The 19,425-nt window shown below is 65.4% G+C and carries 16 protein-coding genes; 14 read left to right on the forward strand and 2 right to left on the reverse strand.

The window, feature by feature from the left end; genetic code table 11:
* Positions 1-3: 3 nt before the first annotated feature.
* From LKE06_RS08700 to LKE06_RS08715, 4 genes are all read left to right on the forward strand, one after another.
* Positions 4-930: an ABC transporter permease gene (locus LKE06_RS08700; RefSeq protein ID WP_227998091.1), complete on the forward strand. Its 927-nt coding sequence runs from the start codon at positions 4-6 to the stop codon at positions 928-930.
* Positions 923-1,876, forward strand: a complete 954-nt coding sequence (locus tag LKE06_RS08705) for an ABC transporter permease (RefSeq protein ID WP_227998092.1) — start codon at positions 923-925, stop codon at positions 1,874-1,876. The genes LKE06_RS08700 and LKE06_RS08705 overlap by 8 nt, the downstream gene beginning before the upstream one ends.
* A gap of 8 nt (positions 1,877-1,884) precedes the next feature.
* Positions 1,885-3,576: a dipeptide ABC transporter ATP-binding protein gene (locus tag LKE06_RS08710; protein ID WP_227998094.1), complete on the forward strand. Its 1,692-nt coding sequence runs from the start codon at positions 1,885-1,887 to the stop codon at positions 3,574-3,576.
* Positions 3,577-3,672: 96 nt separating this feature from the next.
* Complete coding sequence (locus LKE06_RS08715; RefSeq protein ID WP_227998095.1) at positions 3,673-4,422, forward strand: Fic family protein; 750 nt, start codon at positions 3,673-3,675, stop codon at positions 4,420-4,422.
* 479 nt (positions 4,423-4,901) lie between these two features.
* Here LKE06_RS08715 and LKE06_RS08720 read toward each other — a convergent pair whose 3' ends face one another.
* Entirely contained in the window at positions 4,902-5,741 is an 840-nt protein-coding gene (locus LKE06_RS08720) for an HAD family hydrolase (protein ID WP_227998096.1), read from the reverse strand.
* 637 nt (positions 5,742-6,378) lie between these two features.
* Between LKE06_RS08720 and ssd the strand changes: the two genes are divergently transcribed.
* The 7 genes from ssd to LKE06_RS08755 all read left to right on the forward strand — a co-directional run bounded on the left by ssd (position 6,379) and on the right by LKE06_RS08755 (position 12,107).
* The gene (gene ssd / locus LKE06_RS08725; RefSeq protein WP_227998098.1) at positions 6,379-7,491 is read left to right on the forward strand and encodes a septum site-determining protein Ssd; all 1,113 of its coding nucleotides are present in this window, start codon (positions 6,379-6,381) and stop codon (positions 7,489-7,491) included.
* A gap of 574 nt (positions 7,492-8,065) precedes the next feature.
* Positions 8,066-9,253, forward strand: a complete 1,188-nt coding sequence (locus tag LKE06_RS08730; protein ID WP_227998099.1) for a TadA family conjugal transfer-associated ATPase — start codon at positions 8,066-8,068, stop codon at positions 9,251-9,253.
* Positions 9,250-10,041 carry a type II secretion system F family protein gene (locus LKE06_RS08735; RefSeq protein WP_227998101.1) on the forward strand — a complete coding sequence of 264 codons (792 nt, stop codon included), beginning with the start codon at positions 9,250-9,252 and terminating at the stop codon, positions 10,039-10,041. Before LKE06_RS08730 ends, LKE06_RS08735 begins: the two co-directional genes overlap by 4 nt.
* Positions 10,042-10,420: 379 nt before the next feature.
* The gene (locus LKE06_RS08740; protein ID WP_227999354.1) at positions 10,421-11,023 is read left to right on the forward strand and encodes a type II secretion system F family protein; all 603 of its coding nucleotides are present in this window, start codon (positions 10,421-10,423) and stop codon (positions 11,021-11,023) included.
* A gap of 129 nt (positions 11,024-11,152) precedes the next feature.
* On the forward strand, positions 11,153-11,338 hold the full coding sequence (locus tag LKE06_RS08745; RefSeq protein ID WP_227999355.1) for a DUF4244 domain-containing protein: 186 nt from the start codon (positions 11,153-11,155) through the stop codon (positions 11,336-11,338).
* An 80-nt stretch (positions 11,339-11,418) separates the two neighbouring features.
* Entirely contained in the window at positions 11,419-11,715 is a 297-nt protein-coding gene (locus tag LKE06_RS08750; RefSeq protein WP_227999356.1) for a TadE family type IV pilus minor pilin, read from the forward strand.
* Positions 11,716-11,717: 2 nt separating this feature from the next.
* Positions 11,718-12,107, forward strand: a complete 390-nt coding sequence (locus tag LKE06_RS08755; RefSeq protein ID WP_227998103.1) for an Rv3654c family TadE-like protein — start codon at positions 11,718-11,720, stop codon at positions 12,105-12,107.
* Between the two features lie 297 nt (positions 12,108-12,404).
* On the opposite strand, the gene sftH is transcribed toward LKE06_RS08755, so the two are convergent.
* Positions 12,405-14,804 (reverse strand): DEAD/DEAH box helicase, encoded by a 2,400-nt coding sequence (gene sftH, locus LKE06_RS08760; RefSeq protein WP_227998104.1) that lies wholly within the window; start codon positions 14,802-14,804, stop codon positions 12,405-12,407.
* A 436-nt stretch (positions 14,805-15,240) separates the two neighbouring features.
* Here sftH and LKE06_RS08765 point away from each other — a divergent pair, with 436 nt between their 5' ends.
* The 3 genes from LKE06_RS08765 (at position 15,241) to LKE06_RS08775 (ending at position 19,311) form a co-directional block, all read left to right on the forward strand.
* Entirely contained in the window at positions 15,241-15,447 is a 207-nt protein-coding gene (locus LKE06_RS08765; protein ID WP_011206895.1) for a cold-shock protein, read from the forward strand.
* A gap of 446 nt (positions 15,448-15,893) precedes the next feature.
* Positions 15,894-18,713, forward strand: coding sequence for a type I DNA topoisomerase (gene topA / locus LKE06_RS08770; protein ID WP_227999357.1), 2,820 nt, complete (start codon positions 15,894-15,896; stop codon positions 18,711-18,713).
* A 94-nt stretch (positions 18,714-18,807) separates the two neighbouring features.
* Positions 18,808-19,311, forward strand: a complete 504-nt coding sequence (locus LKE06_RS08775) for a mycothiol transferase (RefSeq protein ID WP_227998106.1) — start codon at positions 18,808-18,810, stop codon at positions 19,309-19,311.
* Positions 19,312-19,425 lie beyond the last annotated feature (114 nt).

A 19,425-nucleotide genomic window follows, 5' to 3' on the forward strand; every position in this document is an offset into this window, starting at 1 on the left:
GAAATGGCCTGGTATATCTTGCGGCGCCTGCTCCAAATGATTCCCGTCTTTCTCGGGGCGACGTTGCTCATCTATGCGCTGGTGTTCCTAGTTCCCGGCGACCCGATCCAAGCACTGGCCGGTGATAAGCCGATGACGCCCGCGGTTGAGGCGCAATTGCGTGCGCGATACCACCTCGACCGCCCGTTCTTCATGCAATACCTGCTGTATCTGAAGGGCATCTTCACGCTCGATTTCGGCACGGCGTTCTCGGGGCGGCCGGTGCGCGACGAACTCGCGAGAGCGTTCCCGATCACGATCAAGCTCGCGTTCATGGCTGTGCTGATCGAAGGTGTCTTCGGGATTGTGTTCGGCCTGATCGCGGGCCTGCGCAAGGGGAAACTGTTCGACTCGACGCTGCTGGTGCTCAGCCTGATCATCATCGCCGTCCCGATCTTCGTGATCGGTTTCCTCGCCCAATTCGTGCTGGGCGTGAAATGGGGAATCGCGCCCGTGACCGTCACCGGGAAGGCGAGTTTCACCGAATTGCTCGTTCCGGCGTTCGTGCTCGGTGCGCTGTCGTTCGCCTATGTACTGCGGCTGACTCGAAATTCGGTGGCGGAGAACATGTCCGCCGACTATGTGCGGACCGCGACCGCGAAGGGGCTGGGCAGGCCACGAGTGGTCACGGTGCATATTCTGCGCAACTCGATGATCCCGGTGATCACGTTCCTCGGTGCGGACCTCGGTGCGCTGATCGGTGGTGCCGTCGTCACCGAGGGCATTTTCAATATTCCAGGTGTAGGCGGAACGATGTATCAGGCGATCACCCGTGGTGAACCGCCGACGGTGGTCTCCTTCGTGACGGTGCTCATCGTGATCTTCCTGATCTCGAACCTGATCGTCGACCTGCTCTACGCCGCACTCGATCCGAGGATTCGATATGCCTGACCTCGATAAAGTGACCCTGGACCGGCAGCCGCACTTCGTCGCGCCACCAGATGAGGTGGAGGTCCTCGCGACCGACCAGGTCGACGAATCCGGTTCGCCGACCAGCATCTGGCAGGATGCGTGGCGGCAGTTGCGCCGCAACCCGATATTCATCGTCGCCGCGCTGCTGATCGTGTTCGTCGTCATTGTGGTGGTGTTCCCTGGCCTGTTCACCGATCAGGATCCGCGTTATTGCAACGGCGATTTCAGCATGGATCCGCGCGGTTCGGGGCACCCGTTCGGTTTCGACAAGCAGGGTTGTGACGTCTATACCCGGACCGTGTACGGCGCGCGTGCCTCGGTCATGGCCGGGTTGGGCGCGACAACACTGTTCCTGCTGGTCGGCGGCACCCTCGGCGCGCTCGCCGGCTTCTATGGCGGGCCACTGGATTCGGTGGTGTCGCGGGTCGCGGAGATCTTCTACGCGATTCCACTGATGCTGGCGGCGATCGTGATCATGCAGTTGCTGGATTCGCGAACCATTTGGACCGTCATCCTGATACTGGCGGCGTTTACCTGGCCACAGGCCGCGCGCATTGCGCGAAGCGCGGTGATCGAGGCGAAGAACAGCGAGTATGTCACGGCCGCAAAGGCTTTGGGTGTGTCACGAATACGGACGCTGCTGCGCCATGTGCTGCCGAACTCGGCCGGACCGCTGATCGTTGTCACCACTATTTGGCTCGGCGCCTTTATTGTCACCGAGGCGACGCTGTCGTATCTCGGTGTCGGACTGCCGCGCACAGTGGTGTCCTGGGGCTCCGATATCAACACCAATCAGCATGAGCTACGTGGTGGGTCGCCGATTTTGTTCTATCCCGCAACGGCTTTGGCGCTCACCGTGCTGAGCTTCATCCTGTTGGGCGACGCGGTGCGGGACGCGCTCGATCCAAAAGCCAGGAAGAGGTGACCGCGGCGATGTCGGATCAGCCACTGCTCGAGATCGAGGATCTCAATGTCTCTTTCAGTTCCGAGGGCAAGAAGGTTGCCGCCGTCCGCGATGTCAGCCTGTCGGTGTATCCCGGCCAGACGGTCGCGATCGTCGGGGAATCGGGATCCGGGAAAACCACGACCGCTCACAGCATTATCGATCTGCTACCCGGTACCGGGAAGGTGACCTCCGGCTCGATCCTGTTCGACGGAAAAGATCTCGCGGCGGCGTCGAAAAAAGACATCGTCGCGGTCCGGGGCAGTGGGATCGGTCTGGTTCCGCAGGACCCGATGTCGAACCTGAATCCGGTATGGAAGATCGGATTCCAGATTCGGGAAACCCTGGAGGCCAACGGAATAGCGAAGGGCAATGACGCCAGGAAACGGGCCGTGGAACTGCTGGAGGAGGCGGGGATGTCCGACGCGCAGCGCCGCGTCAACCAGTATCCGCACGAATTCTCCGGTGGTATGCGCCAACGCGCGCTCATCGCGATCGGGCTGGCCTGCCGTCCCAAGCTATTGATCGCCGACGAACCGACCTCGGCACTCGACGTCACCGTGCAGCGGCAGATCCTGGACCATCTCGACGATCTCACCGACGAGCTCGGAACCGCGGTGCTGCTGATTACGCACGATCTCGGTCTCGCGGCCGAGCGTGCGGAGCATCTGGTGGTGATGTATCGCGGCCGGGTTGTGGAATCCGGTCCCGCCCTGCGGATTCTGCGCGAACCGCAACACCTTTACACCAAGCGGTTGGTGAACTCGGCGCCCTCGCTCGCCTCGCAGCGATTGTCGTCGGTCCGCGAACGCGTCGAGATCCGCAAACAGGCCGTGCAGGTCGCCGGGGATGCGGCGGCCGCGGCCGCAGATTCCGCGACCGTCCCCGACGACGTGGTCGTCGCGCAGAACCTGACCAAGGCGTTCAAGATTCGCGGCAGTACACCATGGAAGTCCACAGACTTCATAGCCGTCGACGATGTGTCGTTCCGCCTTGCGCGCGGCACGACGACTGCGATTGTCGGCGAATCCGGATCGGGCAAATCCACTGTCGCGCAGATGGTTCTCGGCCTGCTCGAACCGACAGCGGGATCGGTCACCTTCGACGGCAAGGAGGTAGCGAAGCTGGATCGTAAGGGCGCCTTCGCCTTCCGTCGCCGAGTGCAGCCGATCTTCCAGGATCCCTACGGATCACTGGATCCGATGTATTCGATCTATCGAACCATCGAGGAGCCGCTGCGGACGCACAGGATCGGCAGTGCCAAGGAACGCGAAGCTACGGTTCGTGAACTGCTGGACAAGGTTTCACTGCCCGCGACCGTCATGCGCCGCTATCCCAACGAACTGTCGGGCGGGCAACGCCAGCGCGTCGCCGTGGCACGCGCGCTCGCGTTGTCGCCGGAGGTCGTGGTCTGCGATGAGGCCGTCTCTGCGCTCGATGTCCTGGTACAGGCGCAAATCCTCAAGCTGCTCAACGACTTACAGGCCGAGCTCGGGCTGTCCTACCTGTTCATCACTCACGACCTGGCAGTGGTCCGTCAGATCGCGGACAACGTCCTGGTGATGCAGAGCGGGCAGGTAGTCGAGGCCGCCACCACCAACGAGGTCTTCGACAACCCACGAGAGGAGTACACGCGCAAGCTGCTCGACGCAATCCCCGGCCGTGATCTCCTCACCGCCTGAGGCTCTGATCTCCCCGCAGCCCGAGGACGATGCTCGCAACTCCTGGCTGCGGGGGACGAAAGCGGCTCGCCACGGTGCAAAGTAGCCTCGTATACCGTGACCGATCCGCTACAACCACTGGTCGATCTGCCCGGAGTGCGCGATGCCGCCGACCGGGCCCGCGACGCGCTCGCCGACGTGCACAGGCACAAGGCGAACCGGCGCGGATGGCCGACCACCGCCGCCGAGGCAGCCGTGCGCGCTGCCCGGTCCTCCGCGGCGATCGACGGGGGCACCACCGATCTACCCGCCGTCGACGGTCGGGTGGACGACCCGATTCTGGCCGGCTCGTTGCGGGTCGGGCAGGCCCTTGACGGCGACGCACTGCGGAATCTGGTCGGCACCTGGCAACGAGCACCGTTGCAGGCACTGGCTCGACTGCATCTATTGGCCGCGGCCGACCTGGTCGCCGACGAGTCGTCGCTCGGCCGCCCACGCGGCGAGGCGGGTGTCGCCGAACGGCTCGACATGCTGGTGCAGACCGTGCTCGGATCCACCGCGCCCGCGCCGGTCATCGCGGCGGTGGTGCACGGCGAGCTGTTGACATTGCGGCCATTCGGGACGGCCGACGGCGTAGTGGCACGGGCGGCATCCAGATTGGTCGCGGCCTCCAGTGGTCTCGACCCGCATAGCCTCGGCGTGCCGGAGGTGTTCTGGCTGCGCCGCCGCCAGGCCTACCTCGATGCGGCGGCCGGGTTCGGTGCGGGGGATCCCGACGCGGTCGGTGGCTGGGTACTGCTGTGCTGCGGGGCATTCGAGGACGGAGCTCGGGAGGCCACGTCTATCGCGGACTCAGCATCGGGTTAGCGGATTGACACACTAAAGCGGGCGGCGTGTCGTCTGAACGACCTCACCGCCCGCGAGCACGGATCACCGGGTTACCAAGCGTGCTAGGTGGGTTGTGTTCTGCGGCCTCGGCGACAATCCGGACTCCGGCGGTTCATCCCCGCAACCTGTGCGAGGCGCTCGCCGTCGACAATCCGCATTTCGCAGGCCCACAACGCTTTTGCCCTTACGCGGCGCGCTCCGCGTGGGTGCCTGGTGACCGTGCTGGGAAGGGTAGGTCGGGAGACTGAACCTTCTCTTCTGGCTCCGCCTTGGCCTTCCGGCCTTCCGTAATTACCTTTCTACACTGTGACTGCCCTCACATCAAGGGCCGGAAAAGCCCTCGATACACGGCGTGTCGGTCGGCGTTTCATGGTTCAATTCCTGGCCGCTACACCCTCCGTTTGCCGCCGGCGATGCTCCCGCGCGCATCCCTACGGCGCGCGTCAATGAGTCGGGATTCAGCGCTTGCGGCGCAGCAATCGATAGCTCAGCGCACCGGCCACGATCGCGCTCAAGGCGACGGCGGCGGTCGCGGCCACGGTGGTCGATGACGGAGCCTGGAAGCGTGCCCACAGCGATACCGGATTGGAGAACGTCAAAATCGGCCAGCCGCGTGCGGTCGCTTCTTTGCGGAGATTGCGATCGGGGTTCACCGCTGTTGGATGGCCCACCGCGCCGAGCATCGGCAGATCGGTCACCGAATCGGAGTACGCGTAACACCTCGGTAGGTCGTAACCCTCAGTGGCGGCGAGCTTTTCGATGGCGGTCACCTTGCTCTTGCCATAGCAGTAGAACTCGACCTCGCCGGTGTAGTGACCATTCTCGACGACCACCCTGGTCGCCGCCGTATGCGAGGCGCCGAGCGCCTCGGCGATCGGGCCGACGATTTCCTCACCCGACGCCGACACGATCACCACATCGTGGCCGCGGATCTTGTGGTCAGCGATAAGGTCGGCCGCCTCGGCGTAGATCAGTGGGTCGACCAGTTCGTGCAGTGTCTCCGCCACAATGGATTTCACCTGCTCCACGTCCCAGCCCGCACACATCGCGGTCAAGTGGGCGCGCATCCGTTCCATCTGATCATGGTCGGCGCCCGACAGCAGAAACAGGAAGTGGGCGTAACTGCTCTCCAGCACGGCGCGGCGGTTCAGCAAGCCCTGCGCGTAGAACGGCTTGCTGAATACGTACGTGCTGGACTTCGCGATCACCGTTTTGTCGAGATCGAAGAAGGCGGCGACACGTCCGCCCCTAGCAGTCGGTTGGCCAGGAAGCCCGGTTCGGTCGCTCTCGGCGGTCACCTGTTCAGAATAGGCGGTGGCCTCGCCTTCGCTCGGGCCAAGCGCGGGTCTGTTGGCGGTCTGTCGTCCGGCTGTGTCTGATTGTGCGGTGGCCTCGCCTTCGCTCGGGCCAAGCGCGGGTCTGTTGGCGGTCTGTCGTCCGGCTGTGTCTGATTGTGCGGTGGCCTCGCCTTCGCTCGGGCCAAGCGCGGGTCTGTTGGCGGTCTGTCGTCCGGCTGTGTCTGATTGTGCGGTGGCCTCGCCTTCGCTTGGGTCGAGCGCGGGTCTTTTGGCGGTTCTAGGCTCGAATGGCAGGCGTCAGTGACGGTGGTGGGCGAGACTCGCGGCGAACCTATGCGGCGAGTTTGCCCCGCAGACGCCGGGCCGGTGACGGCCACAAAGTTCTCCGGCGGCAGACTTGCGTTGTCGCCGGGGCTTGGGTGTAGTATTGCTGACACCTGGACTTGTTCCAGGCGCGTTCAGCCCGACCCCCCGGGGCTGAACCCGACGGCCCCAGCCTCCTCCCCCCCCGGCTGGGGCCGTCCTCTATTCAGGGACGGTTCGATCTTCCACCCGGGTTTATCCACAGGCGCGAAGTTATCCACATTCCGCACATTGCCTCTGTTGCCCAGCTTTCATGTGGACCACGCTGACCTGCATGGATATCGAAGCTGCGCTGTCGATTACGACGCCACCGGCACTTGTCCTCATCCGGGACGCCGGCCTGCGTGACGAAGTTCGTCGCGTCGCGGCCGCCGCTGAGCGCGGTCTCGACGAACGCGAATTACCCGTCGGCAGGCACGCCTGGACCGGTGCGCCGATGGTGATTCTCGACACCGCGGCGGCGTGGCAGTGCACAGAGACCGGTTATCTACGGCGTGTTGGGGTCGTTCTCGTGACCGACGGCGAACCCGGATTGTCCGATTGGCAGGCGGCGGCATCGGTCGGAGCGGAACGGCTGGTGGCCCTGCCGGGTGCCGCTGTCGGGCTTATCGAGAAGTTTGCTGAGTACGGCGAAAGCCACGTCGGCGATGGTGCGGTCGTCGCGTTCGCGGGCGCGGGCGGTGGTGCGGGCGCCTCGACACTTGCCGCGGCAACCGCGCTGCGATCGGCCTCGGAACGGTTCCGGCGCGACACCGTCCTTGTCGATGGCGCACCACTCGGCGGCGGCCTCGACCTGCTGCTAGGTATCGAGACCTCGGCCGGACCGCGCTGGCCGGATCTCGTGATCGAGGACGGCCGGGTGTCGGCGGCAGCGCTGCACAGCGCACTGCCCGCAGCGGCGGCCGGGCTGTCGGTGCTGTCCTGCGGGCGGGGCGGTGCCGGGCGCTTGCCGAGCATGATCGGCGCCGCCGCGATGCATGCTGTTGTCGAAGCAGGCCGCGCCGCAGGCGATTTGGTGGTGTGCGATGTCTCAGGCGAACGCGGCCCGCACGCCGACCGAATGCTCGACGCGGCCGACCTGGTGGTGCTCGTCGTGCCCGCTCGGCTGCGGGCGGTGGCTGCGGCCGAATCCGTCGCGGCGTATATCCGGCAGCGAAACCCCAACCAGGGCTTGGTAGTACGTGGCCCGGCTCCCGGCGGCCTACGTGGCACCGAGGTCGCCGAAGTCCTCGATCTTCCGCTCCTAGCCTCCGTTCGAGCCCAAGCTGGTCTTGCCGCCCGCCTCGAGCGTGGTGGCCTCACCAACTGCCATCGTGGGCCTCTCCGTGATGCGGCGGATGCTGTGCTCGCGGTGCTGACCGCACCGATGGGGCAGGGGCCGCAATGACCGCCGAGGTGAATTCCGAACTGGTGCAGCATTTTCTGGGTCGACCCGCTGCGGTGCGTCATGGGGAGAGCAGGGCGGTGGGGCGGCGTGTGGTCGGCGAACACGTCTATGTCGTAGATCACCGTCATCGGGCCGCAGGCGGGCAGGTTCCATGCCGAGGCGCCGCGACGCGCCCTGGCCTCGGTCGGCTCCCACTTCGAGGCGCTGAGCGGAACCATCGGAACCACGATTGTGCGTCGGCCGGTAGGGCTGCCGCGAGATTGTCGACCTCGGCCGCGCCTGCCGCTTCGTCGGGCGGCGACGAAGGCTGTCATGAACTCCGAACCTGCCGATCGGGCCGCCGTCACTCTGCTGGATCGAAGTATCGGCGTGGTCGAGTGGTGGCGGATCTATCGGTGATACCCGAACTGCCGCAACAGGTTCGGTACCCGGTGGATACGCCGGTATCCCGCCACACAGACAGGACGGTGGCAGTCGCGGGCCGATCGGAAACGCTCGGGCGGATGGACCGGGATCGAGGCGACGCTCGGATCGAAATCGCCATCTCGGCCGTGCCCCTGAAAGGACGCAGGCGATGAGTGCGTTGGTGACGTCGGAATTGTTGGATCGAGTACGGGAGCGGCTGGCCGGCGGGCTCGGGGATCCGGACCCCGCGCAGGTGGCCGCCGCTATTCGTGCCGAGGCCGGCGGCGTCCTCGGTGACACCGATCTGCTGCGGACGCTGCGGCTGCTGCAGACCGAGATGACCGGCGCGGGTGTGCTTGAACCGCTCTTACAGGATCCACGCGTCGCCGATGTATTGGTGACGGGGCCGGACGCGGTGTGGATCGATCGCGGTGAAGGGCTGCTCAAGACCTCGGTCACCTTTCCCGATGACGCAGCGGTACGCAGGTTGGCGCAGCGGCTGGCGCTCTCCGCGGGCCGACGGCTCGATGACGCGCAGCCCTGGGTCGATGGACGGCTCTCAGGCAGAGAGGCGGCGCTGGGGGATGCCTTCGGGGTGCGGCTGCACGCGGTGCTGGCCCCGGTGGCGCACGGCGGTACCTGTGTGTCACTGCGTGTGCTGCGACCGGCCACCCAGGGGTTGGACGCGCTTGCCGCTGCCGGGGCGGTGCCCGCAGACGCGAAACTGCTGCTGGAACGCATTATTCAGGCCAGACTGGCCTTCCTGGTGGTCGGCGGAACCGGTGCGGGCAAGACGACACTGCTGTCTGGATTGCTCGCCAAGGTCGGTCCCGCCGAACGCATCATCTGCGTCGAGGATGCGGCCGAACTCGCGCCGCCACATCCGCACGTCGTGCGGTTGGTGGCACGCACCGCGAACGTCGAGGGCGTTGGCGCGGTGACCGTGCGCGACCTGGTACGTCAGGCACTGCGAATGCGCCCGGATCGAATAGTGGTCGGCGAGGTGCGCGGCGCGGAGGTCGTCGACCTGCTCACCGCGCTGAACACCGGGCACGATGGGGGAGCGGGGACGGTGCACGCGAACTCACCGCAGGAGGTTCCTGCGCGACTGGAAGCGCTCGCGGCCCTCGGCGGCATGGACCGGGCCGCACTGCACAGTCAGCTCGCCGCCGCAGTGCAGGTTGTGCTGCATGTGCATCGCCGCGCGGATGGTTCGCGCGGACTGCGCGAAATCGGGTTGGTGCAACGCGGCGAGAGCGCGCGCGTGCGCATCGTCGCGGCCTGGCGGGCCGACGACGGACCGGCGGCCGCCGCCGCTGATCTCGCGCACTTGCTGACCGAACGGCTCGGCCGATGATCGCCACAATGATCTGCCTCGCATGCGCGCTGCTGATCGCCCCGGCTTCGAGATCGCGACGCCGCTTCGTCCAGTTGTTCGGCGCGGTGCGAGACGTGCGGAAGCCGCAGCGAGACACCATAATTCGCGGATCCAGTGGGGTTGGTGTAGCGCTGCTGGCAGTGCTCGGCGTCGGCCCGCTGGTTGCGGGGGTATTGGTGGCGGCGACTGTCGGCATTCGGGTTCGCCGAGCTCGCCGTGACCGGCGCCATGGCAGTGAGTGCGCGAACCTGCTCGACGCGGTCGAGGCGGTCATCGGCGAACTGCGGGTAGGCGCGCACCCGAGTGCCGCGGCCGCGGTTGCGGCCCGCGAGTCGCGAGGTGAAGCCGCCCAGGCATTCGCCGTATGCGCGGCCCGAAGCAGGCTGGGCGGTTCTGGCGCCGACGGTCTGCAAAACCCCGACGCGGTCGTCGCCGCAGAACTGAACGGACTCGCCGATGCCTGGCGAGTTGCCGATTATCACGGGCTCGCCCTCGCCGAACTCCTGTCGGCTTCTCGTGCGGATCTATTGGGCCGCATCCGTTTTCGTGGTCGAACCGCTGCCGCGCTGGCCGGTGCTCGCGCCACTGCCACCGTGTTGGCGGCCCTACCGCTGCTCGGTATTGCCCTCGGTCAACTTATGGGTGCCGCGCCGCTGGCCGTGCTGTTCACCTCATCCGCAGGCACCGTGCTGCTCCCGCTGGGCGCCGGCCTGGGCTGCGTGGGCTTGCTCTGGACCGACGCGATCACACGAAAGGTCGTCATATGAATCGCTTCAGCACCTGCCGACCTCTCGGGCACCTCCCACAAGGTGTTCAGGCGAATCCGCATCGCATGTGCGTACCGCCCGGCCACCGAGGCACACCTCCGAGGGCTACGGATAGATGTGTGCTGGTGGGGGACCGTTGGCTGTGGACGCAGACGGCTGCGTCGAAGGCGCTCTCATGATTGGGCTCAGTGCGCGGAGTTGCTTCGAGTCCCGATGCGACCGCATCGGGACACGCTCGCGTGACAAAGCCCGGTATGTGCGACACGAATGTTCTTGGCGGGCAAGACGCTGTCGCGGTTGTCGCGGGTCAGGTGGGTGCGGGAGCGGCATCGCTCGAGGACGGAGGGGTTCATGAAGGGGGCCGGGCTTGTTGGGGATCATGGGTTGGCCGGTGTTGTTGTTGGCGGGTGCGCTCGTCGTGCTGCCCGGCCGAGTGGCGGTGAGTCGACGGTTGCGCACATTTCGCAAGGGCGGACCGGCGCCGGTGCGAGGCGACAGCCGGTGCGCGAGTGGCGACCCGTTGGCAGTCGCGTCGGTGTTCGATCTACTCGCTGCCTGCCTGCGGGCGGGTCTGCCGATGGCGGGCGCGGCACGGGCAGTGGCGCCCGGAGCACCCAGGGGGCTCGGCGATTCCTTACGCCACGCCGCCGATCTGCTGGCATTGGGAGCCGATGCGACAACCGCGTGGGAGCGGGCAGCGCACGACGCCGTGGGCAAACCGGGTGCGGAGGAGGTCGAGTCACTGGCGCGGATGGCGCGGCGCTCGGCGCGTTCGGGGGCATCGCTGGCAGTGGCGGTCGGCGAGTTGGCCGAACAGCATCGCGGGGCAGTAGAGGATGTGGCCGCCGCACGCGCCGAGCGGGCTGGAGTCCTGATCAGCGGTCCGCTCGGCCTGTGCTTCCTGCCGGCCTTCATCTGTCTCGGCATTGTGCCGGTTGTGATCGGCCTGGCGGGCCGGGTGCTCGGTGGCGGGCTCCTGTGATCGCCCGCGCCGCCCCGCCGGGACAAGACCGTCCGCGCGGATCGTCCACGCGGGCCGAAGAGAGAGGGGAAACCGGTGCGAATCGACACGATGACAGATCGGGTGCTGCATCGAGTAGACACCGTAGTCATGGAGCTGCGGTCGCGGCTATGGCGTGCGGTAGTCGCGGAGGAGGGGATGAGCACGGCGGAGTACGCGATCGGGACGATCGCCGCTGCGGCGTTCGGCGCCGTTCTATATGGCGTGGTGACCGGCGACAGCATCGTGAATGCCTTGACGAAGATCATCGATCGGGCGCTCAACACCACGGTGTAGCAGTCCCAGTTGGGGCGGTAAAAGGCCGGAGTGCAAAGGATCTCGATGGTGAGCGGGGTTCGGTAACAGTCGAAGCGGCGATCGCGTTCGCGGCGATCGCCGTTGTGGTCGTGCTGTGTATCGGTGCGTTGCTCGCGGCGTCGACGCAGGTGCGCTGCGTCGACGCCGCTCGCGAGGCAGCCCGACTCGCCGCACGCGGTGACCAGTCGAACGCGGTGGCGGCGGCCCAACGGGTTGCTCCGCCCGCCGCCGACATCACAGTACGCAGCGAGGGGAGTCAGGTGGTGGCCGTCGTGTCCGCCGGCGTACCGCTACTGCCGCTGCTGGTTCTGCGTGCCGACGTCGTCGCCATTCGTGAGCCCGGAGTCGCGCAGTGAGGATGCGGAACACCCAAACGCCAGACGTTCGTGGATGGCGACGGGAAGAAGGAGCGGCGACGGTCCTGGCGTGCCTGGCGTTGGTGGGGTTGATCGGAGTGACATTGCTGCTCGGTCAGGTTGGGCTGGTGGTTGTGACTCGGCATCGAGTACAGGCCGTAGCCGACCTGGGGGCGTTGGCCGCGGCCGGTTCACTCGAGCAGGGCCCGGAGGCCGGGTGCGCGCGCGCCGATGAGGTCGCGCGTCGTATGCGCGTGCGGATTCGGGAGTGCGAAGTCGCGCAGTGGGATGTAACTGTCACAGCGGAAGGAAATGTACCAATAGGTCTGTTCAGTAACCGAGTCGTTCAAGCTGTTGCTCGTGCGGGTCCTGTCGAAGAACGGGGTGCGTGACCCATGCGTACACACACTGACTAGTGATAGTCCGAGTCGGGGTAATTCATTATTCCCGCACTCTCATAATTACAGTCGTATATCAATTCTCGCGGGTTGCTGGGAAAGTAAATGAATAAATGCGCATGTCGGCAGCTGAGTGCTGTGGCAATAACCCAGTTAACGTGAATTTATTCCTCTTTATTAGAGTGGTGACACTCCGCAGTATCCAATACGGTCCGGTCGGTATTCCCTGCTGACCGGTCGTAAAAATGGACAATCGGTCACGCTTGGAGAACAGCGCCGTCACAGGTCGGCTCAGCCCTTCACCTGGAGATATGCGTCGGGCTGTGCGTTCAGCTCGGCGAGAACGGCCGTGAGTAGCCGCTGTGCACCCTCCTTGTCCAAAGGGTGATTGCCGTTACCGCACTTCGGCGATTGAACGCAGGACGGGCACCCTGCCGAGCACGCGCAGGATTCGATGACCGCGAGAGTCGCCGACAACCAGCGCCGAAGCTGCGCGAAACCGCGTTCGGCGAAGCCAGCTCCGCCGGGTTGGCCGTCGTAGACGAAGACCGTCGGTAGTCCGGTGTCCGGATGCTCTGCTGTGGAGACGCCGCCGATATCCCAGCGGTCACAGCTCGCTACCAGCGGTAGTAGGCCGATTGCCGCATGCTCGGCGGCATGTAGCGCGCCCGGCGCGCGTTGTGGATCGACGCCCGCCGAGGACAGCAGTTCGGGTGTCACGGTGTACAGCACCGCGCGGGTCGGCAAGGTCTGCGCGGGGAGGTCGAGCTCGATCAGATCCAGGACTTCGCCGGTCAGCAGGGTGCGCAAATAGCCGATGACCTGGCCGGTCACCCGAACCTGGGCCAACGCGGTGGTTACCCGGCCGTGCCGGCATTCCTCGGTCACCGCGTCGATCTCGATCGAGGTGACCTGCCTGGCGCTGGTGGTCCAGCCAGGCTCGGCACCGTGGACGAAGGCGACGCCCTCGTCGAGATCCAGTTCGTCCACGACGTAGCTATCGCCTTGATGCAGGTGAACCGCACCTTGGTGCAGTGTCGCGGGGGCACGCCCGGCATCGGCCGTGCCGAGCAGTCTGCCGGTCTCGCTGTCGACGATTGCAACTGGCGTGCCGATTCCGCCGCGCACGTCTACGGCGTCGTGCGGCTGCGTCTCCGCGGTCACATACCAGCGGGCACCACCTTTCGCACCGGCGATGGCCCGGCGGCGAATCAGCCCCTGACCTGCGAGATCGGTAAGCATCTCGCGGGCGTCGAAGGCATCGACCTCGGCGTCTGTGAGCGGCAGTTCCAGTGCCGCGCACAGCAGCTGAGGGCCGAGCACATACGGATTGTGTGGGTCGGTGATAGTCGCCTCGACCGGCTTGTCCAGCAGTGCCTCGGGGTGATGGACGAGGAAGGTGTCCAGCGGATCGTCCCTGGCCACCAGCAGTACCAGCGATCCCTGCGTGCGTCGTCCCGCTCGTCCTGCCTGCTGCCAAAATGAGGCGACGGTCCCGGGGAATCCGGAGATCACGACCGCGTCGAGGCCGGCGATATCGACCCCGAGTTCTAATGCATTGGTCGTCGCGGCGCCGAGTAGCGCACCGCTGGCGAGTGCGGCCTCGAGGTCGCGCCGGTCCTCTGCCAGATAGCCTGCCCGATACGCTGCGACCCGCTCGCCGAGCCTCGGATCGACCTCGGTCAGCAGCCTGCTGGTCTCCAAGGCGGTCAGCTCGGCAGCGCGGCGAGATCGGACGAAGGTCAGCGTCCGCGCACCCTCGACCACCAGATCGGCCATGATCCTGGCCGCCTCCGAGGTGGCCGAGCGCCGCACCGGCGCCCCATTTTCCCCCGTCACAGCGGTGAGTAGCGGGGGCTCCCACAGTGCGACAGTGCGCGGCCCCTGCGGCGACCCGTCCTCAGTGACCGCGATGCACGGGGCACCGATCAATCGGGACGCGGCGGCTGCCGGCTCGGCGGTAGTGGCCGAGCACAGCACGAATGTCGGATCGGCGCCGTAGTGCGCGGCGATCCGCCGCAGCCTGCGCAATACCAAGGCGACATGCGAGCCGAAGACGCCGCGATAGGCGTGGCATTCGTCCACCACCACGTAACGCAGCCTGCGCAGCATCCTGGCCCAACGCTGGTGGGAGCGCAAAATGCCGACGTGCAGCATGTCGGGGTTGGTGAAGATCCAGCGGCTGTTGGCCCGCACCCATTGCCGGATCTCGGCGGGAGTGTCGCCGTCATATGTGGCCGGATGAATATCGCGGAGCGCGCCCTCATGTGTCAGGTCGCTTACCGCGCGCAGTTGATCGGCGCCCAAGGCTTTGGTCGGCGCGAGATAAAGGGCGGTGGCTCGTGGATCCGAATTCAGCGCGGTCAGTCCCGCTAGCTGGTATCCCAGCGACTTGCCGGATGCTGTGCCGGTGCTGACGACGACATGCCTGCCGCTGGCCGCGAGTTCGGCGGTCCTGGTCTGGTGGGTCCACGGGGCGTGGATGCCGGTAGCGCGCAATGCCTCGACAACCTCAGGTGCTACCCAATCAGGCCAGGTAGTGGTGGCTGCCGCACGAGCGGGAAGCTCGACTACATGGGTAAGTCGAGGGTCGTCATCGAGAACTCCGGTTAGGACACGATTAAGCAACGATCCCCCGTAACTCGGGAGGTTGCTGACGCGAGGTTCGGCGGTCGGCTCCGTTGGATTCATGACTTCGGCACCGCGACACGCGCGGAAAGTGTGAAACGTCTTCGCTCGAGAAGGCTCACCTGCCATTTCGATACCAAATAGCGACCTGGGTCACAGGCGGTTTGCCAGATGCTCACTCGGTTATCAAGAGGCAAACGAACCGCAAGTCTGGATTTCGGCAATGTGTCCCTCACCTGCGCATTCGCAAGATCAACTTTTTTGCAAATTGTCGGTAACTCGACTGTTGAATTGCTCGAAGACATGGTTCACTGGTTCCTGGTCGCAAGCTTCTGTGTTCGAGGGACGGATCCAAAGTCCCAACCGTCAGCAGGATCGATGTTGCGAACGGTGTACTTGGTGCTTTCCTGCAGGGGGAACCAACAGTACAACGGTCGGAACGGACCCGGTGGGCGAACCTACTTGTCCGCCGTTCCGGTAAGAAAAGAGAAGGAACAGAATGGCACAGGGAACTGTGAAGTGGTTCAACGCGGAGAAGGGGTTCGGCTTCATCGCGCCCGAGGACGGCTCCGCTGACGTCTTCGTCCACTACTCCGAGATCCAGGGGTCCGGCTTCCGTACCCTCGAAGAGAACCAGAAGGTCGAGTTCGAGGTCGGTCAGGGTACTAAGGGCCCACAGGCCACCGGAGTTCGCGCGCTCAGCTGAGCACGCCGACGATCTACCCGCTTGTCCCTCACCCCCGTTCACGGAGGTGAGGGACAAGCTATATCTGGGGTAGGGCAGCGGGCGCGCACAACCCGTTGCACGCCAACGTCATTCAGTCTGTCGACGCGATTCACGCTCGTCGGTCCGCATTCGTGACCAGCGAGGAGCGAGGCCGCGAACACGCCGTCGCGCAGGGTGCGTCGATTGAACAGGGCATACTGATCGGCAATGACGCGCGTACGCTCTGTGGTTCGGGTCGCAAGCACTCGACCACACACAGCGTCAAGGTATAAACGTGTCTGGTGGCGTTAGAAAGCTGTCGCCGCCGCTTGCCTCAGCCGCGCAGTGTCGCAACAGCGTCGCGCGGGTCGACAGGAAAGGTGTATTCGCCGGTGGCAACACGAGACCGCGGTGCAGCCGACCAGGGCCGTCCCCTGCGTCGTCTCGTGATCGTCGAGTCCCCGACCAAGGCCCGCAAGATCGCGCCCTATCTGGGCCGCAATTACACGGTCGAGGCGTCGGTCGGTCATATCCGGGATCTGCCGCGCGGTGCGGCGGACGTACCCGCCAAATACAAGGGGCAGTCCTGGGCGCGCCTCGGCGTCGACGTCGACCACGACTTCGAGCCGATCTATGTGGTGAGCCCCGATAAGAAGGCCAAGGTATCCGAGCTCAAGAGTCTGCTGCAGGACGCCGACGAGCTCTACCTCGCCACCGACCCCGACCGTGAGGGCGAGGCCATCGCCTGGCACCTGCTCGAGACTTTGAAGCCGAAGGTCCCGGTGCGGCGGATGGTGTTCCATGAGATCACCGAGCCGGCGATTCTCGCGGCCGCCGCGGACACCCGCGATCTGGACAACGATCTGGTCGACGCGCAGGAAACCCGGCGCATCCTGGACCGGTTGTACGGCTACGAGGTCAGCCCGGTGCTGTGGAAGAAGGTCATGCCGCGACTGTCGGCGGGCCGGGTGCAGTCGGTCGCCACCCGGGTGATCGTGCAGCGTGAGCGGGAGCGGATGGCATTCCGCTCCGCCGAGTATTGGGATATCGCCGCGAAGCTGGACGCGGGCGGGGAGAACAGTGACGCCACCAACCCCCGGACCTTCGGCGCGCGACTGGTCACTGTCGCGGGCGCCAGGGTGGCCACCGGTCGGGATTTCGGTTCCGATGGGCAGCTGAAGGGCACCGAGGTCGTCGTGCTGGACGAGGCGTACGCGCGCCGACTCGCTGCCGCGCTCGAGGGGGCGGACCTGATGGTTTCCTCCGCGGAGGCCAAGCCGTACAGCCGCAAGCCGTATCCGCCGTTCATGACCTCGACGTTGCAGCAGGAGGCGGGCCGCAAGCTTCGGTTCACCTCCGAGCGGACGATGCGGGTGGCGCAACGGCTATACGAAAACGGTTACATCACGTACATGCGTACCGACTCGACTACGTTGTCGGAGTCGGCGATCGCCGCGGCGCGCTCGCAGGCGACTCAGCTGTATGGCGCCGAGTACGTTCATCCCACGCCGCGTCAGTACACGCGCAAGGTGAAGAACGCGCAGGAGGCGCATGAGGCGATCCGCCCGTCCGGCGATACCTTCTCGACTCCGGGGCAGTTGCATGCGCGACTGGACAACGACGAGTTCCGGCTCTACGAGCTGATCTGGCAGCGTACTGTCGCCTCGCAGATGGCCGATGCCAGGGGCACCACGCTCACGCTGCGGATCACCGGCGTCGCGACCACCGGCGAGGAGTGTGTGTTCTCGGCCTCGGGTCGCACCATTACCTTCCCCGGGTTCCTGAAGGCATATGTCGAGAGTGTGGACGAGGAGGCGGGCGGTCAATCCGATGACGCCGAATCCCGGCTGCCCGCGCTCGACGAGGGCCAGGCTGTCACCGCCGCGGAGTTGAATCCCGATGGGCACAGCACCAATCCGCCCGCGCGATACACCGAGGCGTCGTTGATCAAGACGCTCGAAGAGCTCGGCATCGGGCGCCCGTCGACCTATTCGTCGATCATCAAGACGATTCTGGATCGCGGCTATGTCTACAAGCGCGGTAGTGCGCTGGTGCCGTCGTGGGTGGCGTTCGCCGTGGTCGGTCTGTTGGAGGCGTATTTCGGCAGGCTGGTGGACTTCGACTTCACCGCGGCGATGGAAGACGACCTCGACGCGATTGCCGGAGGACGTGAGCAGCGCGGAAACTGGTTGTCCAGCTTCTATTTCGGTGGCGATCACGGTGCCGACGGGTCGGTCGCGCGATCGGGTGGGCTGAAGAGAATGGTCGGCGATCGACTCGATGACATCGACGCTCGCGAGGTCAACTCGATCAAGCTTTTCGCCGACGAGGACGACCGTGATGTTGTGGTCCGGGTCGGCCGTTTCGGGCCGTACCTGGAGCGGATGGTCACCAATCCCGATGACCCCGAAGGCAATTCGATTTCACAGCGGGCCAATCTGCCCGACGATCTGCCGCCGGATGAGCTGACTCCAGAGGTCGCCGAGAAGCTGTTCTCGACTCCGCAGGAGGGGCGTTCGCTGGGCACCGATCCGGTCACCGGGCACGAAGTCGTCGCCAAGGAAGGACGTTTCGGCCCGTACGTCACCGAGGTCCTGCCGGAGTCGCCCGCCGAGGAGACTCCCGCGCCTGCCAAGAAGACTGCGAAGAAGGCCGCAACGCCGAAGCCGCGGACCGGATCATTGTTCAAGTCAATGGATTTGGCGACCATCACGCTCGACGATGCGCTCAAGCTGTTGTCGCTGCCGCGACTTGTCGGTATGGATCCCGCCAGCAACGAGGAAATCACCGCGCAGAACGGGCGTTACGGCCCATATCTGAAGAAGGGAACGGACTCTCGTTCGCTGACCGACGAGGATCAGCTCTTCACGGTGACTCTCGACGAGGCATTGAAGATCTACGCCGAGCCCAAGCGGCGCGGTAGGCAAGCCGCCAGTGCGGCGCCGTTGCGCGAGCTCGGAAAAGATTCGGCCACGGACAAGCCGATGGTGATCAAGGATGGGCGGTTCGGCCCGTACGTCACCGACGGTGAGACCAACGCCAGCCTGCGCAAGGGCGACGAGGTCGAGTCGATCACCGACGAACGGGCTTCGGAGCTGCTCGCCGATCGACGAGCACGTGGACCGGTGAAGAAGAAGGCCGCGGCGAAGAAAGCGCCGGCCAAGAAGACCGCGGCAAAGAAGGCCACGGCGGCGAAGAAGGCCACGGCGACCAAGACTGCGGCGAAGAAAACGGCCGCTAAAAAGTCTGCCGCCAAGAAGTCCTGAGCGTGCCCGCGGCGCCCGATCGCTCGGCGCCGCAGCCTCGCGACGGTGCCGTAGCCTCGGTCCGAATTGTTTATTGACCGTGAAAGGGGCTGTCATGGCGACCGAGCAGGAACGTGAAGATCTCATTGCCGTACTTGATCAACAGCGTGAGCTTTTCCTGATCGCGGTGCGAGGCATCAACGATGAGCAGGCGCGGCAACGCACCACGGTGAGTGAGCTGACACTCGGTGGATTGCTGCATCACCTGGTCAGTTGCGAACGGCACTGGGTCAGTGTGATCAAGGAGCGCGACGAGACCGCCGAGCAGGATATATCGGCATTCGAAGGCGAATACACCATGGGACCCGACGAAACGGTGGCCGGTCTGCTCGCGGCGTGGGAGGAGACGGCTGCGGACACCGCGAACCTCATACGCACTGAAGAGAGCCTCGATACCTCCATCCCCACCCCGACCACTCCATGGACTCCGGAGCGAGTGTGGTGGTCGGTGCGTTTCACCCTGCTGCACATTCTGCGCGAGATCTCCCACCACAGTGGCCACGCCGACATCCTGCGTGAGGCGCTCGATGGTGCGAACACCACATATCAGCGTGCGTGATTCGACCGGGCGGACATACTGGCGTCCCCGAGGATCTGTATCCGTCGCTGTCATGGCGACCGACGCCGTGCTCCGCGGAACTCGCTGTCGATCGTAATCGCCGCTGTGCGTTTG

Origin of the sequence: Nocardia australiensis (assembly GCF_020733705.1) — a bacterium.
GTDB classification, from domain to species: domain Bacteria; phylum Actinomycetota; class Actinomycetes; order Mycobacteriales; family Mycobacteriaceae; genus Nocardia; species Nocardia australiensis.

Bases quoted from the DNA above. Each gene is read 5' to 3' on its own strand.
- LKE06_RS08730 (WP_227998099.1), top strand. From the start codon at position 8,066: ATGAGTGCGTTGGTGACGTCGGAATTGTTGGATCGAGTACGGGAGCGG.
- LKE06_RS08745 (WP_227999355.1), top strand. From the start codon at position 11,153: ATGGAGCTGCGGTCGCGGCTATGGCGTGCGGTAGTCGCGGAGGAGGGG.
- LKE06_RS08755 (WP_227998103.1), top strand. From the start codon at position 11,718: ATGCGGAACACCCAAACGCCAGACGTTCGTGGATGGCGACGGGAAGAA.
- LKE06_RS08775 (WP_227998106.1), top strand. From the start codon at position 18,808: ATGGCGACCGAGCAGGAACGTGAAGATCTCATTGCCGTACTTGATCAA.
- LKE06_RS08740 (WP_227999354.1), top strand. From the start codon at position 10,421: ATGGGTTGGCCGGTGTTGTTGTTGGCGGGTGCGCTCGTCGTGCTGCCC.
- LKE06_RS08710 (WP_227998094.1), top strand. From the start codon at position 1,885: ATGTCGGATCAGCCACTGCTCGAGATCGAGGATCTCAATGTCTCTTTC.
- LKE06_RS08705 (WP_227998092.1), top strand. From the start codon at position 923: ATGCCTGACCTCGATAAAGTGACCCTGGACCGGCAGCCGCACTTCGTC.
- ssd (WP_227998098.1), top strand. From the start codon at position 6,379: ATGGATATCGAAGCTGCGCTGTCGATTACGACGCCACCGGCACTTGTC.
- sftH (WP_227998104.1), bottom strand. From the start codon at position 14,804: ATGAATCCAACGGAGCCGACCGCCGAACCTCGCGTCAGCAACCTCCCG.
- LKE06_RS08700 (WP_227998091.1), top strand. From the start codon at position 4: ATGGCCTGGTATATCTTGCGGCGCCTGCTCCAAATGATTCCCGTCTTT.
- LKE06_RS08735 (WP_227998101.1), top strand. From the start codon at position 9,250: ATGATCGCCACAATGATCTGCCTCGCATGCGCGCTGCTGATCGCCCCG.
- LKE06_RS08765 (WP_011206895.1), top strand. From the start codon at position 15,241: ATGGCACAGGGAACTGTGAAGTGGTTCAACGCGGAGAAGGGGTTCGGC.